This is a genomic window from Stenotrophomonas sp. PvP093, from assembly GCF_017876915.1.
GTDB lineage: Bacteria > Pseudomonadota > Gammaproteobacteria > Xanthomonadales > Xanthomonadaceae > Stenotrophomonas > Stenotrophomonas muris.
On record NZ_JAGIOX010000004.1, the window covers coordinates 1,000,521 to 1,016,594 of the forward strand.

The 16,074-nt window shown below is 66.0% G+C and carries 13 protein-coding genes; 6 read left to right on the forward strand and 7 right to left on the reverse strand.

Going from position 1 to position 16,074, the window contains the following annotated elements; genetic code table 11:
- Window positions 1–148 precede the first annotated feature (148 nt).
- Genes coaE through J3A72_RS07215 form a run of 3 tightly spaced genes read right to left on the reverse strand, consistent with a single transcriptional unit; the run spans window position 149 to window position 2,902 of the window.
- Complete coding sequence (gene coaE / locus J3A72_RS07205; protein WP_075076076.1) at window positions 149–760, reverse strand: dephospho-CoA kinase; 612 nt, start codon at window positions 758–760, stop codon at window positions 149–151.
- Window positions 761–771: 11 nt separating this feature from the next.
- Window positions 772–1,635 carry an A24 family peptidase gene (locus J3A72_RS07210; RefSeq protein ID WP_075076077.1) on the reverse strand — a complete coding sequence of 288 codons (864 nt, stop codon included), beginning with the start codon at window positions 1,633–1,635 and terminating at the stop codon, window positions 772–774.
- Window positions 1,636–1,642: 7 nt separating this feature from the next.
- Complete coding sequence (locus J3A72_RS07215; RefSeq protein ID WP_075076078.1) at window positions 1,643–2,902, reverse strand: type II secretion system F family protein; 1,260 nt, start codon at window positions 2,900–2,902, stop codon at window positions 1,643–1,645.
- Between the two features lie 355 nt (window positions 2,903–3,257).
- Between J3A72_RS07215 and J3A72_RS07220 the strand changes: the two genes are divergently transcribed.
- From J3A72_RS07220 to pilB, 3 genes are all read left to right on the forward strand, one after another.
- Window positions 3,258–3,671 (forward strand): pilin, encoded by a 414-nt coding sequence (locus J3A72_RS07220; RefSeq protein ID WP_075076079.1) that lies wholly within the window; start codon window positions 3,258–3,260, stop codon window positions 3,669–3,671.
- Window positions 3,672–3,751: 80 nt separating this feature from the next.
- The gene (locus tag J3A72_RS07225; RefSeq protein WP_075076080.1) at window positions 3,752–4,159 is read left to right on the forward strand and encodes a pilin; all 408 of its coding nucleotides are present in this window, start codon (window positions 3,752–3,754) and stop codon (window positions 4,157–4,159) included.
- A gap of 224 nt (window positions 4,160–4,383) precedes the next feature.
- Window positions 4,384–6,114 carry a type IV-A pilus assembly ATPase PilB gene (gene pilB, locus J3A72_RS07230; RefSeq protein ID WP_014648200.1) on the forward strand — a complete coding sequence of 577 codons (1,731 nt, stop codon included), beginning with the start codon at window positions 4,384–4,386 and terminating at the stop codon, window positions 6,112–6,114.
- 94 nt (window positions 6,115–6,208) lie between these two features.
- On the opposite strand, the gene J3A72_RS07235 is transcribed toward pilB, so the two are convergent.
- Window positions 6,209–7,582: a sigma-54 dependent transcriptional regulator gene (locus J3A72_RS07235; protein ID WP_014648199.1), complete on the reverse strand. Its 1,374-nt coding sequence runs from the start codon at window positions 7,580–7,582 to the stop codon at window positions 6,209–6,211.
- Window positions 7,583–7,642: 60 nt separating this feature from the next.
- Window positions 7,643–9,256: an ATP-binding protein gene (locus tag J3A72_RS07240; RefSeq protein ID WP_014648198.1), complete on the reverse strand. Its 1,614-nt coding sequence runs from the start codon at window positions 9,254–9,256 to the stop codon at window positions 7,643–7,645.
- A gap of 405 nt (window positions 9,257–9,661) precedes the next feature.
- On the opposite strand from J3A72_RS07240, the gene sucC reads away from it, so the two are divergent.
- From sucC to J3A72_RS07255, 3 genes are all read left to right on the forward strand, one after another.
- Window positions 9,662–10,831 carry an ADP-forming succinate--CoA ligase subunit beta gene (gene sucC / locus J3A72_RS07245; protein ID WP_004154430.1) on the forward strand — a complete coding sequence of 390 codons (1,170 nt, stop codon included), beginning with the start codon at window positions 9,662–9,664 and terminating at the stop codon, window positions 10,829–10,831.
- A gap of 20 nt (window positions 10,832–10,851) precedes the next feature.
- Window positions 10,852–11,727 carry a succinate--CoA ligase subunit alpha gene (gene sucD, locus J3A72_RS07250; RefSeq protein ID WP_005410793.1) on the forward strand — a complete coding sequence of 292 codons (876 nt, stop codon included), beginning with the start codon at window positions 10,852–10,854 and terminating at the stop codon, window positions 11,725–11,727.
- A 181-nt stretch (window positions 11,728–11,908) separates the two neighbouring features.
- Window positions 11,909–13,543 (forward strand): NAD+ synthase, encoded by a 1,635-nt coding sequence (locus tag J3A72_RS07255; RefSeq protein ID WP_014648197.1) that lies wholly within the window; start codon window positions 11,909–11,911, stop codon window positions 13,541–13,543.
- 141 nt (window positions 13,544–13,684) lie between these two features.
- On the opposite strand, the gene J3A72_RS07260 is transcribed toward J3A72_RS07255, so the two are convergent.
- Complete coding sequence (locus J3A72_RS07260) at window positions 13,685–14,887, reverse strand: lipase family protein (RefSeq protein ID WP_075076081.1); 1,203 nt, start codon at window positions 14,885–14,887, stop codon at window positions 13,685–13,687.
- A 205-nt stretch (window positions 14,888–15,092) separates the two neighbouring features.
- Window positions 15,093–15,980, reverse strand: coding sequence for an outer membrane protein assembly factor BamD (locus J3A72_RS07265; RefSeq protein ID WP_032960726.1), 888 nt, complete (start codon window positions 15,978–15,980; stop codon window positions 15,093–15,095).
- Window positions 15,981–16,074: the final 94 nt, after the last annotated feature.

The following is a 16,074-nucleotide window of genomic DNA, read 5'->3' on the forward strand; positions in this document are numbered from 1 at the left end:
ACGCTTTGTAGAGCCGAGCCCATGCTCGGCTTGATGATCGCAGCCGAGCGTGGGCTCGGCTCTACAGCAGTTCCGCGCTGGTGCAGGGTAAATCGCCGCAATGCGTGGATGCGTGTGGTAGTGCCGGCCGCTGGCCGGCAACCAAGCCTCAACCCCCAGCCAACCCCAGATACCGCTCATGCAGCGCTTCCACCTGCGCCTGCAGCTCTTCCGGGTGACCATCGTTGACCACCACATCATCGGCAAGTGCCAACCGCTGCGTGCGGCTGGCCTGGGCGGCGATCATCTTGTCGGCCAGCGCGGCGTCGATGCCGTCGCGCTGCATCAGCCGGGCGTGCTGCACGGCTTCGGGCGCATCCACCAGCAATACCCGGTCCAACCACGGGTAGGCCTGCCGCCCACCGACCTCGGTCAGCAACGGAATGGCGGCAATCGCATAGGGGCTGGCGGCCTGCTCGCACTGCTGTTGCATCAGCAGACGGATGGCCGGGTGGGTGATCGCTTCCAGCGCCGCCCGTTCGGCCGGGTCGGCGAACACGTGGGCCCGCAGGCGTGCCCGGTCCAGGCTACCGTCCGCCTGCAGCATGCCGGCGCCGAAGCGCTCGGCGATACGGTCCAGGGCCGGGCTGCCGGCGGCAACCACCGCGCGGGCGGCCAGATCGGCGTCGGCCACCACGATGCCCAGCGCGTCGAAGCGCCGGGTCACCTCGCTCTTGCCGGCGGCAATGCCGCCGGTCAGGCCAACCACATAGCGGCTCATGGGGATTCCCCTCAGCGCAGTCCGCTCAACACCAGGTACTGCTCCACCACGGGCGCGCCCCACATGAAGTACAGCCAGCCCGCGATCGCCAGGTAGGGGCCGAACGGGATCGGCGTGGCGCGGTCACGGCCCCGGGTGTACAGCCAGATCGAGCCGATGATGGCGCCCAGCACCGACGACAGCAGGATGATCGGCAGGATGCCCTTCAGCCCGCACCAGGCGCCGAGGGCGGCCAGCAGCTTGAAATCGCCGTGGCCCATGCCTTCCTTGCCGGTCAGCTGCTTGAACAGCCACCAGACCATCCACAGCGACAGATAGCCCACCGCCGCGCCGACCAAGGCAGGCTTGGCCGGCATGTACAGGTTGTCGATGTTGCCTATCAGGCCCAGCCACATCAGGGACAGGGTCAACTGGTCGGGCAGCAGCTGGGTGCGCAGGTCGATGCCAGACAAGGCGATCAGGAAGCAGGTCAGCACGATGGCGCCGAAGCCCTGCCAGCCGAAGCCGAACTGCCAGACGCAGGCCAGCACCAGCACCGAGGTCAGGGCCTCGACCAGCGGGTACTGCAACGAGATCGGCGCCTTGCAGTGGCGGCACTTGCCGCCCTGGATGATCCAGCTGAACAGCGGGATGTTCTCGTACCAGCTCAGCTTGTGCTTGCAGTGCGGGCAGTGCGAGGGCTCGACCACGATCCCCGGTGGCGGGGGTTCGTAGAAGTCCGGTTCCTCCAGGACCTCGCGCGCATCGCGCTTCCACTGCCACTCCAGCCGCTTGGGCAGGCGCAGGATGACGACGTTGAGGAAACTGCCCAGCAGCAGCCCCAGGGCGGCCGCGGCGGGGTAGCCGAGGCCGGGATGCTGGTCGAGAAATGCCATGTAGTGATTATCCGACGACGGAAGCGAGCTTGAAGATCGGCAGGTACATGCCGATGACCATGCCGCCGACGATGGTACCAATGATCACCATGATCACAGGTTCCAGCAGGCTGCTCAGGGCGTCAACGGCATTGTTGACCTCCTGCTCATAGTACTCGGCCACCTTGAACAGCATGGCGTCCAGGGCGCCCGCCTCTTCACCGATGCCGGTCATCTGGATGACCATGTGCGGGAACAGGGCGGTCTGCTTCATGGCCATGTTGACCGGGTAACCGACCGACACGTCGTCGCGCATGCGCAATACGGCATGCTCGTAAACCGTATTGCCGGTAGCGCCGGCCACGATACTCAGTGCCTCCACCAGTGGTACGCCCGCCTTGAAGGTCACGGCGGTGGTACGGGCAAAGCGGGCGATCGAGCTGTTGTGCATGATCTGCCCAATGACCGGCAGCTTCAGTATCAGCCGATCTATGCTGTGCTGCAGTTTCGGTGAACGCTTATAAGCGGCGATGAAGCCTACTACCGAGCCAATGATGACCAGCAGGATCAGCCACCACCATGAGACCATGAATCTAGACATGTTGACGATCAACTGCGTGAACGCCGGCAAGTCTGCACCGAAGCCTTTGAATACGTCTTCGAACTGCGGTACGACCCAGACCAGCAGGATGCCGCTGACCAGCAGGGCAACCGCAAGTACCATCGCCGGGTAGAACATCGCCTTCTTGATCTTGCCCTTCAGCGCCTCAATGTTCTCTTTATAGTTGGCAACAGTGTCCAGCACCGTCTCCAGGACACCGGCGCCTTCACCGGCCCGTACCAGGTTGCGGTAGAGCTCGTCGAACTGTACCGGGTACTTGCTGACAGCCTCATAGAGCGACGAGCCGCCCTCGATGTCGGTGCGCAGGCCATCCACCATCTTCTTCATGCGCGGGTTCTTGTGCCCGTTCGCGATGATGTCCAGCGACCCCACAATGGGTACGCCTGACTTCATCATGGTGGCCATCTGCCGGCTGAAGAAAGCGATTTCCTTGGGTGTGATCTTGCTCCCGGCCGCGCCAAACAGCGGCTTGGGCTTGGGTTTGACCACGCCGGGATTTATGCCCTGGCGGCGTAGTTCAGCCCGCAGCAGGTTCGCGTTCTTCGCGGCCTGCTCCCCTTTCATCTTCACGCCCCGCTTGTCGGTCCCCTCCCAGACAAACGGCTGCAGTTCCGTGGTGCTGCGCGCCACGGGCTCCTTCTTGATCGCACTGCGACTGACAGACATATCGGCTCCCCAAGACCCGCCATCCCCAGGCGGGCGTCTAGCCGTCGATGGTAGCGGGTTCATGCCCGTCTGGGCAGTTGCCAAGGGGCCCATGATGCGAATTCGTGCCGGTTGCCGGCCAAAGGTGACGCACTGCGTCACATTGCCGCGTCCATCGCAGATTCGCATCCGGGGGGTTCCCATCCGTGAAATAGCTGCCATCATGGGCGCGGGGAAATCCAGGGGGAGGCGTGCCGGGGTTGGCACGCAACCTGCGTTGATCCACCCGCAGGGGGCAGGACCCGCTCAGCTGGCCGCTGGTCAGACCGATCCTGACTTCTGAAATCAACCACCACTTATCTTGGGGATGTACCAAATGAAGAACCAGAAGGGCTTCACCCTTATCGAACTGATGATCGTCGTTGCGATCATCGCCATCCTGGCCGCCATCGCCCTGCCGATGTACCAGGACTACGTGGCCAAGTCGCAGACTGCGGCGGGCCTGGCCGAAGTCACCAGCGGCAAGACCGCTGCTGAGGTCGCACTCAACGAAGGCAAGGATTTCGCTGATCCGGCTGACATCGGTCTGAAGGTTTCGACCCGTTGCCCGACCGTCACCGTGAAGGGCACCGCGTCTTCCGGTGCAGCGTCGATCGCCTGCACCCTGGCTGGTAACTCTCAGGTGAAGGACAAGACCATCACCCTGACCCGCGCCACTGCTGACGGTACTTGGACCTGTGCCACGACCGTACTGAAGAAGTACGCCCCGACGGGCTGCACCGGCGCCTAAAGCGCTCCGGAAGAAGCCCCGCGAAAGCGGGGCTTCTTCCGTTTGGAAGGGCGATAACTCACTCATGAGCTGGGGGAGCCATGAAGCGAACTAGGGGTTTCACACTGATCGAGCTGATGATAGTAGTTGCCATCATTGCCATCCTGGCAGCTATTGCATTGCCGATGTATCAGGATTACGTGGCCAAGGCTGATTTGGCTGCAGCTTTGTCGGATATCCGGCCGGGTAAGACCACGATGGAGTCCGTTGCCCAGGACAACCAGAACGCATCTCTGGTTAACGCGGAATACATTGGGCTCAAGCCGAGTACGAGGTGTTCTGCGGTTTCAGCGGAACTGGCGGCGACGGGCGTGGGCAGTATCACGTGCACTCTCGTTGGAGGGGCGCCAGTATCGGGCAAGAACTTGGTCCTCCGTCGCGCAGCCGACGGCACTTGGACCTGCGACGGCAGCGCCTTCGAAGCGCGCTATCGCCCAACCGGCTGTTGATCACACTTCGGCCTGCCAATGGGATGTTGGCGGGCCGTTGACGGGGCTATCATCCCCGGGGGAGTCAGGATCGTGCCTGCCGGGCTGGGAGTGCCGGGCGAGGCAGTCATGCTGAAGGATTGGCGTCGTCGTCGGCCATCGGGTCGCGGCAGGTTCTGCTGCCCTGTGCGGTGCCTCTGGAAGGCGCGCCGCACTGCCTGACCCATGATGAGCCAAGGATCCATATGAACGCCGTAACCACCGCCAATCTCGTCGGCATCACCGGCCTGGCCCGTCGCCTGGTCCAGGATGGTGCGCTGGACGAGGCTTCCGCCCGCGACGCCATGGCCAAGGCCGCTGCGGCCCGGCAGCCGCTGCCGACCTGGTTCGCGCAGAACAAGGTGGTCGGGGCGGCCCAGTTGGCGGCGGCCAACGCGGTCGAGTTCGGCATGCCGCTGTTCGACGTGTCCACGTTCGACGCCAGCCAGAACGCGATGAGCCTGGTCAGCGAGGAGCTGCTGCGCAAGCACAACGTGCTGCCGCTGTTCAAGCGCGGCGGCAAGCTGTTCGTGGGTACCAGCAATCCGACCCATTCGCTGGACGAGATCAAGTTCCACACCAATCTGGTGGTGGAGCCGATCCTGGTGGATGAAGACCAGATCCGCCGCACGCTCGAGCAGTGGCATGCCAGCCATGACACGCTGGGCGACGCGCTGGGCGGTGACGACGATGGCATGGGCAACCTGGATGTTGCGGCCGGAGACGAGGATCTCGGCGCCGGTGGCGACTCCGGCATCGATGCCAAGGGTGATGACACCCCGGTGGTGAAGTTCGTCAACAAGGTACTGGTGGACGCGATCCGCAAGGGCGCCTCGGACATCCACTTCGAGCCCTATGAAGACGACTATCGCGTGCGCCTGCGCATCGATGGCCTGCTGAAGATGGTCGCGCGCGCGCCGGTGAAGCTGAACCAGCGCATCGCCGCGCGCCTGAAGGTGATGGCGCAGCTGGACATCGCCGAGAAGCGCGTGCCGCAGGACGGACGCATCAAGCTCAACCTGTCCAAGACCAAGCAGATCGACTTCCGCGTTAGCACGCTGCCGACCCTGTTCGGCGAGAAGGTGGTGCTGCGTATCCTGGACGGCAGCGCGGCCAAGCTGGGCATCGACAAGCTGGGTTACGAGCCGGACCAGCAGAAGCTGTTCCTGGACGCCATCCACAAGCCCTACGGCATGGTGCTGGTGACCGGCCCGACCGGTTCGGGCAAGACGGTGTCGCTGTATACCGCGCTGGGCATCCTCAACGACGAGACGCGCAACATCTCCACCGCCGAAGACCCGGTGGAAATCCGCCTGCCCGGCGTCAACCAGGTGCAGCAGAACAACAAGCGCGGCATGACCTTCGCCGCGGCATTGCGCTCGTTCCTGCGACAGGATCCGGACATCATCATGGTCGGCGAAATCCGCGACCTGGAGACGGCCGAGATCGCGATCAAGGCGGCGCAGACCGGCCACATGGTGCTATCCACGCTGCACACCAACGATGCACCGCAGACCATCGCGCGCCTGATGAACATGGGCATCGCGCCGTACAACATCACCAGCTCGGTGACGCTGGTGATCGCCCAGCGCCTGGCGCGCCGGTTGTGCAACAACTGCAAGCGCCCGGCCAACCTGCCCGAACATGCGTTGCTGGCCGAGGGCTTTACCCAGGCGCAGCTGGATGCGGGTATCGAGCTGTACGAGGCGGTCGGCTGTGACGAGTGCACCGAGGGGTACAAGGGCCGCACCGGTATCTACCAGGTGATGCCGATGACCGACGAGATCGCCACGATCGTGCTGGCCGGTGGCAATGCGTTGCAGATTGCCGAGGCCGCACAGCAGATCGGGGTGAATGATCTGCGCCAGTCGGCGTTGAAGAAGGCGGCGGCGGGTGTCACCAGCCTGGCCGAGATCAACCGCGTTACCAAGGATTGAGGTCGATCCACGCCATGCGTGGATGCCGCGATTCATGAGGTTGCCGGCCAGCGGCCGGCACTACCCGTTGGTGGCCCGCGTCGGGGCCCTGACCTTACTCCATCCCCAGCTTCTTCAGCTTGTAGCGCAGCGCGCGGAAGGTGATGCCCAGCTGCGCGGCGGTGCGGGTCTTGTTCCAGCGGTTCTCTTCCAGCGCGCGCTGGATGGCGCTGCGCTCGAGCTGTTCGATGTACGAGGGCAGGGCGGCGCTGCCGGGCTGCAGGTCCACCACGGCCTCGGCGTGTGCTGCGCTGCCGGGCGTGCGCGGGGCATGCTGCGGCAGGCGCAGGTCGTCGGCGCCGATGCGGTCTTCTTCGGCCAGGGCCAGCGCGCGTTCCAGGATGTTCTCCAATTCGCGCACGTTGCCAGGGAAGGCGTACTGGGCCAGTGCGTCCAGCGCCGACGGCGCCAGCAACGGCGTCGGGCGGCCATGGCTGCGGGCCAGCCGTGCCAGTACCGATGCGGCCAGTTCCGGCAGGTCCTGGCGACGCTCGCGCAGCGGCGGCACCCTCAGTTCGATCACGTTGATGCGGTAGTAGAGGTCGTGGCGGAAGCGCCCGTCCTCGACCAGCTCGGCCAGGTCCTTGTGGGTGGCCGAGAGGATGCGCACGTCCACCGGCTCCTCGGTAGCCGCGCCCACCGCGCGCACTGATTTTTCCTGGATCGCGCGCAGCAGCTTCACCTGCATCTGCAGCGGCAGCTCGGCCACTTCGTCGAGGAACAGGGTGCCGCCATGCGCGGCCTGGAACAGCCCGGGCTTGTCGGCGTGGGCGCCGCTGAAGCTGCCTTTGCGGTGGCCGAAGAATTCGCTTTCCATCAGCTCGCCGGGAATGGCGCCGCAGTTGACCGGCACGAACGGGCCGGCCGCGCGGGCGCCCTGGGCGTGGATGGTTCGTGCGACCAGCTCCTTGCCCACGCCGGATTCGCCGAGGATGTAGACCGGCGCCTGGCTGCGCGCGACCTTGCCGATGGTGGTACGCAGCACGTCCATGGCCGGCGAATCGCCGAGCAGGCGTGCGCCCTGTTCGGCGGCGGGGCCGGGTGCAGGGCGCTCGGTGTTGTTCAGTTCCAGCGCGTGCTTGACCAGGCCGCGCAGCACGGCGATATCCACCGGCTTGCTGACGAAGTCGAAGGCGCCGGCCTTCAGCGCTTCCACGGCCAGGTCCATGCTGCCGAAGGCGGTGATCATCGCCACTGGCGTGCGCGGGTAGTGCTGCGCGATCTCGCTGACCAGCTCGATGCCATTGCCGTCCGGCAGGCGCATGTCGGTGATGCACAGGTCGTACGGATTGCTGGCCAGCAGTTCGCGCGCTTCGGCAAGGTTGGCTGCCGTACTGATGCGCAGCCCCATGCGGCCGAGCGTCAGTACCAGCAGTTCGCGGATGTCGCGTTCGTCGTCGACGACGAGGGCGCTGCGGGTTTCGTTCATGGGCGTGAAAGATAAACGAGGGGGCTGGAAGCGACAAATGTTTGACGCACAGAATCGAGATCAGGTGGGCAACAGCGTATGCGGGCCGGGCAGCACCAGGCGGAAGCAGGAGCCTCCAGCGGGAACCGGGATGTAGTCCAGCCGCGCCTGGTTGGCCCGGCACAGCTCGCGGGCGATATACAGGCCCAGCCCGGTGCCATGCTCGGACGTGGTGAAGAACGGTCGGAACAACTGTGCGGCCACACTCTCGGGAATACCGGGGCCACGGTCCATCACGTCGATGACCGCACTGCGCTCGTGCTGCGCCACGCGCAGGCGCACCCGCGCCGGCTGCTGGCCGATGCGGCCATATTTGAGCGCGTTGTGCACCAGTACGGTCAGCACCTGGTAGAGGTGCTTGGTGTCGACCTGGGCCAGCACCGAGGTGTCGTTGATGATCGGCTCGATGCTGTCGGTCTCCAGCGTCTGGCCCTGCTTGTACTCCAGCACGAAGCGGCGCACGAAGGCCGCCAGGTCGACGTTCTCCGGCGTGGCGCGCTCGCGCCGGGCCAGGCCCAGCACGCTTTCGACGATGCCGTTGGTGCGCTGGCACTGCTGGCGGATGATCTGCAGCAGGCGGCGGTCGCTTTCGTTGAAGCCGGTGCCTTCTTCCAGCAGCTGCACCGCGTAGTTGATCGCGGCCAGTGGGTTGCGGATCTCGTGGGCGAGGCTGGCCGAGAAGCGGCCCATCGCCGACAGGGTGAGCGATTCGGCGCGGCGCGAGACCACGCTGGAGTCGTCCAGGAACACCAGGGCCAGGTCGCTGCCGGCCAGCAGGCGGGCAAAGCGCGGCTGCACTTCGGGCTGGTCGGGGTTGAGCTGCAGCGGTAGTTCGTCCTGCGCCCAGCCATTGCGCCAGCGCTGCAGGCGACGGGCGAGTTCCGGGGCGGCGCTGGCCAGGTCCAGGCGGCCGCTTTCGCCGCTGCCATCACTGTCACCGAGCAGCATCGAGGCCGCCTCGTTGGCCAGGGTGACGCGGTTGTCGGCGTCGACCACCAGCACGCCGGTACGCATGCGGCGGATGATCAGCTCGTTGATCTGGAACAGGTTGGCCACTTCATCGCCGCGCTGGTTGGCCAGCTGCTGGTTGCGGCGCGCGCGGCTGCCGACCTGGTAACTGATGAAGGCCAGTGCCAGGTAGCTGGTGGCGAACATCGCCAGTTCGGCCAGGGTACGGGTGGGGTCGCCGCCTTCCAGCAGCTTCCAGGTGTACTCCACGCCGGTGGCGAGGCTGGCGGCCAGGGCCAGGCCCAGCCCCAGGCTGAGCGGCAGCAGGGTGGCGGCGGCGGCGATGTTGAACAGCAGCGACATCGAGATGCCGGCGCTGGCACCGGGCAGGGCATGTGACAGCAGGGTGGCGGCGACGATGTCCACCAGCACGCCGCTGACCACGATCGGGCGCAGCCAGCGTTCGTTGCGGCCGATCACCAGGGCCAGCAGGGACAGCACCAGGTAGATGGCGGCGACGGTGTCGGCCAGCCGCGGGTGGTGCGCTTCGCCGACCATGGCCGACAGCGGGCTGTAGAGCAGGGCGGCGATGACCGAGGCGATCAGCACCCGGTACAGCGCGAAGAAGTACAGCTCACGCCGCGGAATCGATTCGATGCGGTCGATCAATGAAGCACTGGGTGACACGCCGGAACTCCCCTTCTGGCTGCCTGGGTCTGGAATCTGCGGCAGGCCTGCCCGGCGTCCCCTGAGGCCGGGCGGGCACGTCGCTTCGATGTGGCCTGCGGTGGAAGCGGTCGAGCAACCCCGACGCGACACACCCTGGCTGACCAGTATAGGGCCCCCGGCAGGGCGCCGCCGGAGCCGCCCGGATCGCGCATTTGGCCCGGGATGGATACCGGTGGCCAGTGGGCCGCCGGGCGCAACTGCCTGAATGACGGCGGAAATCTGGCGGGGTCTGGCGTTTTGTACAGACTTCTTTGCGCCCCGGCGCCGGCTCGGCCACAATAGTGGGCCCGCCGCGGTCCATGCCGGCGCCCCGCCGGGGCCCTGAGGAATTGCGTGCGGTCGTTCCTATTCCCACGGTGACGCATGAATTTCCACGAATACCAGTCAAAACAACTGCTTGCCGAGTACGGCATCCCGGTCCCGGCCGGCAAGGTCGCTGCGACCCCGGACGAAGCGGTTGCCGCTGCCAACTCCCTGGGCCAGGGCCCTTGGATGGTCAAGGCGCAGATCCACGCTGGCGGCCGCGGCAAGGCTGGCGGCGTCAAGTTCTGCAAGACCACCGACGACGTGAAGGCCGCTGCGGCCAAGATGCTCGGCACCAAGATGGCCACCTACCAGACCGCAGGCGTTGAACTGCCGGTCAACCTGGTGCTGGTGACCACCGCCGGCGAGATCGTCAAGGAACTGTACCTGTCGGTGCTGGTCGACCGTGGCACCAAGACCATCACCTACATCGCCTCTTCGGAAGGCGGCGTGGAAATCGAGCAGGTCGCTGCTGAAACCCCGGAGCTGATCCACTCGCTGAACGTCGACTTCGTCGAAGGCGTGCAGGGTTACCACGGCCGTGATTTCGGCTTCAAGCTGGGCCTGACCGCCAAGCAGGCCGGCCAGTTCGCCAGCATCATGGTGAACCTGTACCGCCTGTTCAACGAAAAGGACCTGGCCCTGGTTGAAATCAACCCGCTGGCCATCCTGGACGACGGCAACCTGTACGCGCTGGACGGCAAGTTCGACAGCGACGACAACGCCGCGTTCCGCCAGAAGGCCCTGGTCGCCATGCGCGACAAGACCCAGGAAGATCCGACCGAAGTGATCGCTTCGGAGCTGGACATCAACTACGTCACCATGGACGGCAACATCGGCTGCATGGTGAACGGCGCCGGCCTGGCCATGGCCACCATGGACGTCATCAAGCTCAACGGCGGCGAGCCGGCGAACTTCCTGGACGTGGGCGGCGGTGCCAACAAGCAGCGCGTCATCGAAGCGTTCAAGCTGATCCTGTCCTCGGACAAGGTCGAAGGCATCTTCGTCAACATTTTCGGCGGCATCGTCCGCTGCGACATGATTGCCGAAGGCATCATCGCCGCCGTGAAGGAAGTGGGCGTCAAGGTTCCGGTCGTGGTGCGCCTGGAAGGCACCAACGTGGAAGAAGGCAAGCAGCTGCTGCGCGACAGCGGCATGGCCATCATCCCGGCTGACAACATCAACGATGGCGCCAAGAAGATCGTTGAAGCTGTCAAGAACGCTGCCTGATTCGACACCAAGGAATTCCCATGTCTGTTTTGATTAACAAGAACACCAAGGTGATCGTGCAGGGCTTCACCGGCCAGCAGGGCACCTTCCACGCCACTCAGATGATCGAGTACGGCACCCAGGTTGTTGGCGGCGTGACCCCGGGCAAGGGTGGCACCACCCACATCGACCTGCCGGTCTTCAACACCGTTGCCGACGCCGTGCAGAGCACCGGCGCCAACGCTTCGGTCATCTACGTGCCGCCGCCGTACGCGGCCGACGCGATCCTGGAAGCCGCTGCTGCCGGCATCAAGGTCATCGTCTGCATCACCGAAGGCATCCCGGTGCTGGACATGCTGCGCGTCAAGAACGTGCTGACCCGTTCGCATCCGGACACCGTGCTGATCGGGCCGAACTGCCCGGGCGTCATCACCCCGGGTGAGTGCAAGATCGGCATCATGCCGGGTCACATCCACCAGCCGGGCAAGATCGGCATCGTGTCGCGTTCGGGCACCCTGACCTATGAAGCGGTCAAGCAGACCACCGAAGTCGGCCTGGGCCAGTCCACCTGCATCGGCATCGGTGGTGACCCGATCAACGGCCTGAACTTTGTTGACTGCCTGAAGCTGTTCAACGAAGACCCGCAGACCGAAGGCATCATCATGGTTGGCGAGATCGGCGGTGACGCTGAAGAAGCCGGCGCCGAGTACATCAAGAACCACGTGAAGAAGCCGGTCGTCGGTTTCATCGCCGGTGCGTCGGCTCCGGCCGGCAAGCGCATGGGCCACGCGGGCGCGATCGCCTCGGGCGGCAAGGGCACCGCGGAAGGCAAGTTCGCCGCCATGGAAGCTGCCGGTGTTGTCACCGTCCGCTCGCCGGGCGACCTGGGCGCTGCCATCGCCAAGCTGGTGAAATAAGATCGACTGCCTCCGGCAGACGATGCTGTAGAGCCGGCCGCTGGCCGGCTGCTTGAACACAGAAAGGCCGCCTCCGGGCGGCCTTTCTGCGTCTGGCGTGGGGCCGGATCCCTTTTGCTGTGCAAAAGGGATCTGACCCCGGCGTTACAATGGCGGCATTGCAACCACAGGCTGGAATCCCATGGCTTCGATCCGCATCGCGATGGCGCAGTTCGACTTCCCGGTCGGCGATGTCGCCGGCAACACCGAGCGCATCATCGAGATGATCGGCCAGGCGCGCGACGAGTACGGTGCCGAGCTGGTGATGTTCCCCGAGCTGGCGGTGAGCGGCTACCCGCCGGAAGACCTGCTGCTGCGCCCGGGCTTCCTGTACGAGTGCGAGCAGGCGATGGCCCGCATCGCTGCCGCCTGCCGCGGCATCACCGCCGTGGTCGGCTGGCCGCAGGCGGCCGGCGCGGTGGTCTACAACGCCGCCAGCGTGCTGCGTGACGGCCTGGTCGAGCAGACCTACCGCAAGCGTGAGCTGCCCAACTACGCCGTGTTCGACGAGCGCCGCTACTTCGATGTCGATCCGGATGGCGGCAGCTGCGTGTTCGAGGTCAACGGTATTCCGGTTGGCCTGCTGATCTGCGAGGACCTGTGGTTTGCCGAGCCGCTGGCCGACACCATGCGCGCCGGTGCGCAGCTGGTGGTGGTGCCGAATGCTTCGCCGTACGAGCGTGGCAAGCATGCCCAGCGCGACGCCGTGCTGGCTGCACGTACCCGCGAGAGCGGGGCGGCGATCGCCTATCTCAACGTGGTTGGCGGCCAGGACGCGCTGGTGTTCGATGGCGCCTCGGTGGTGGCCGACGGTGATGGCACGGTGCACCCGGCCGCTGCTGCCTTCGTCGACCAGTGGCTGGTGGTGGAGTACGACGGCGCCAGCCGCCGCTTCATGCCGCACGTGTGGATGGACGACGGCGACGAGAGCATGGACGCGCTGGCCTGGCGCGCGGTGACCCGTGGCATCCAGGACTACTGCCGCAAGAACGGCTTCAAGAAAGTGTGGCTGGGCCTGTCCGGCGGCATCGACTCGGCGATCGTGCTGGCCATGGCGGTGGACGCGATGGGCGCGGAGAACGTAACCGCCGTGCGCCTGCCGTCGCGCTATACCGCGGGCCTGTCCAACGACCTTGCGGCCGAGCAGTGTCAGGCGCTGGGCGTGAAGCTGGAGGCGGTGTCGATCGAGCCGGCGTTCAAGGGCCTGATGGAAGCGTTGGCGCCGATGTTCGAGGGCACCGCGCCGGACGTGACCGAAGAGAACCTGCAGTCGCGCAGCCGTGGCGTGATCCTGATGGCGCTGGCCAACAAGTTCGGTGGCCTGCTGCTGACCACCGGCAACAAGAGCGAGTATGCGGTCGGCTATGCCACGATCTACGGTGACATGTGCGGTGGCTATGCGCCGCTGAAGGACCTGTACAAGACCGAGGTGTTCGGCCTGTCCAAGTGGCGCAATACCGTGGGCGGCGCGCCGGTGATCCCGCCGGCGGTGATCAGCCGCCCGCCGTCGGCCGAGCTGCGCGAGAACCAGCTGGACCAGGATTCGTTGCCGGCGTATGACGTGCTGGACGGCATCCTGTACCGCTACATCGACCAGGAGCAGTCGCGCACGGAGATCGTGGCCGCCGGTTACGACGCGGCCGTGGTTGACCGCGTGCTGCGCCTGGTGCGCATCAGCGAGTGGAAGCGGCACCAGGCCGCGCCGGGGCCGAAGGTCTCGCGCCGCGCCTTTGGCCGCGAGCGTCGCTACCCGATCAGCAACGGCTACAAGGGCTGAGGCAGCCGTTGGCAGGTAGTGCCGGCCGCTGGCCGGCAACCCGTATCCCGCGCATCCACGCATGGCGCGGATCTACCGTGTTCGGTAGTGCCGGCCGCTGGCCGGCAACTTCCTGGATCGCGTATCCGGCATGGCGTGGATCTACCGGGCTTCGTCGAGCCGTTGTTCGAGGCCTGCGATCTCCGCAGCGTCGTTGAAGTGGTCGTCCTCCAGCCGCGCACGCACGAACGCCAGGGCATCCGCCGCCGCCGCATCCAGCGTGCCGCGATGATCGACCGGGTAGCGCCGGAACGCGACCGGCTCACCTCGCACGGCCAGGCTTGCGGCGTACAGCAGGGTGGTCAGATAGGGCACGTCGCGGTCCTCGCTGCCATGGGCCAGCATCAGCGGCTGGCTGAAGCCGCGGCGCGGTACACCCAGATAGTCGTACAGCACCGCCCAGATGCCCGGCACGCTGGTCAGTGGTGCAGTAAACATGCTGCCGGTATCGGCACCGTCCAGCGTGGCGGTCAGTTCGCTCAGGCACTGCTCGCGGGCCACTGCCACACGGGCACGGCCTGCGTCGCTGAGGACGCGGTCGATCTGAGGCGCGGCCTGCAGCAGGCCGTCGAGCAGATACGCGTGATATGCGTTGGGTGCGCCAGGATTGGCGGTGCGGTTGCCGGGATTCATCACCAGCGCGGTCAGTTCGACTGTGGTGGGCGTTCCGGCGGTGAAACTGCCGCGGTACTGCAGGGATGGGCCGCCATGGGAGGCGGCCAGATGGCCTGCTGTCAATGCGGCCGCGCCCCCCTGCGAATATCCGACCGAGACCCAGCGCGGCGACAATGTTGCCGTACCCAGGTACTGGCGGCTGGCCTTGACCATGTCGATGGCGTTGCGCGCCGCGGTACGCACGTGCAGGTAGGCATGATTGCCTGGGCTGCCCAGGCCCTGGTAGTCGGCGGCGGCGACGGAATAGCCCTGGGCCAGGAACACGTCCAGGAAGCGTCCGTCGCGTTCGGCATGGGTGGGGCCGGAGACCGAGGGCGCACAGCGATCCGCAATGCCCTGAGTGCCATGTGCCCAGGACACCACCGGCCACCCGCCCGCAGGCGCCGCGCCGGCGGGCAGGTACAGCAGGCCGGTGCCTTCCGCCAGCTGGCCGCGGTGGTCCGGGGTGCGGTAGTGCAGCTTGTAGGCCTGCGCGGCCTTCGACGGCACCCATGACGCGCGATAGGGGACAGCAGACAGCAGATCGCCCGGCGCGGCCGGTGCAGCGGCCAGGGGGCGCGGGGATAGCGCCAGCAGGGCGGTGGCGATGAGGCAGGACAGGGGACGGAAACTGCAGCGCAGTGGGGCCATGAGACGCTCCGTGATGGCCGGTGTGGCCGTTGCGCCGCAGTGTGGAACGCCTCGCCCAGGCGGGCTGCGACCGGCGTCGCATCCGCGCTGGATTCGTAGCATTCCTAGGTGCCGGCCCCGGCCCCGGCGCGGGGAGGCGGATGAGGAAAGCAGTCGAGCGTGGCTCGACTCCACAAAGAAGAAGGGCCCCTTTCGGGGCCCTCTCTTATTTCTTTTCCAGTCGCGCGTTGCGCTGGCCGGTGCTGGCGGACTTCTCGCCGGCGAACGGGTTCAGCTTGCGGATCATCCACGGGTACTTCGGCCACTTGCCTTCCAGCCACGGGTGATCCGGCTGGTTCAGCTGCAGGACGCGACGGGCGTCGTCGGCCAGGGTCTTGTTGCCCAGGTGGGTGTAGGAATCGGCCAGCACGGCCACGGCGTCGTACTGGAAGGCGCTCTGCGGGTAGGTTTCCAGCAGGTAGTTGGCGCGGCCCACGGCCGAGACCCAGGCGCCGCGGCGCATGTAGTACAGGGCGTTGTCCAGCTCGTGCTGGGCGAACACGTCACGCAGCTCCAGCATGCGCTGGCGCGCATCGGCGGCGTAGCGGCTGTTCGGGTAACGATCAACCACGATGTTGAAGTCCGAGTACGCCTGGTGCGGCGTGGACAGGTCGCGGCGGCTGGCATCCAGCGACCATACGCGGCGCAGGAAAACCGTACTGCGGTTGGAGTTGGCCAGGCCGCGCAGGTAGTACAGGTACGCAATGTTGCGGTGGGTCGGGTAGGTCCGGATGAAGCGGTCGATGCTGGACACCGCGTCATCGTGCTTGCCGGCCTTGTACTGGGCGTAGGCGGTTTCGATCATCGCCTGCTCGGTGTACGGGCCGTACGGATACTGGGCCACCAAGCGGCGGAAGCTGGCTTCGGCGCCGCTCCAGTTGCCGCCCTGCATCAGCTTGTGGCTTTTCTCGTACAGCTGTTCGACCGGCACGCCTTCGTCGGGGCGATCACCCTTCTTGGCGCCGCGGTGGCAGCCGGTTGCGGCGATGACCAGCACCAGCAGCAGGGCGGTGAGGCGGACGGGCGCGGAGAGCATGGCGGAGCGTCGGATCATGGGGTCGAGGCGGGACGCGGCTGGAATACGAAGGGTCGATGATAGCCTAGTGTCCTGTCCAGCGACTGAAACCGGCCGCCGGGACCCCAAAATT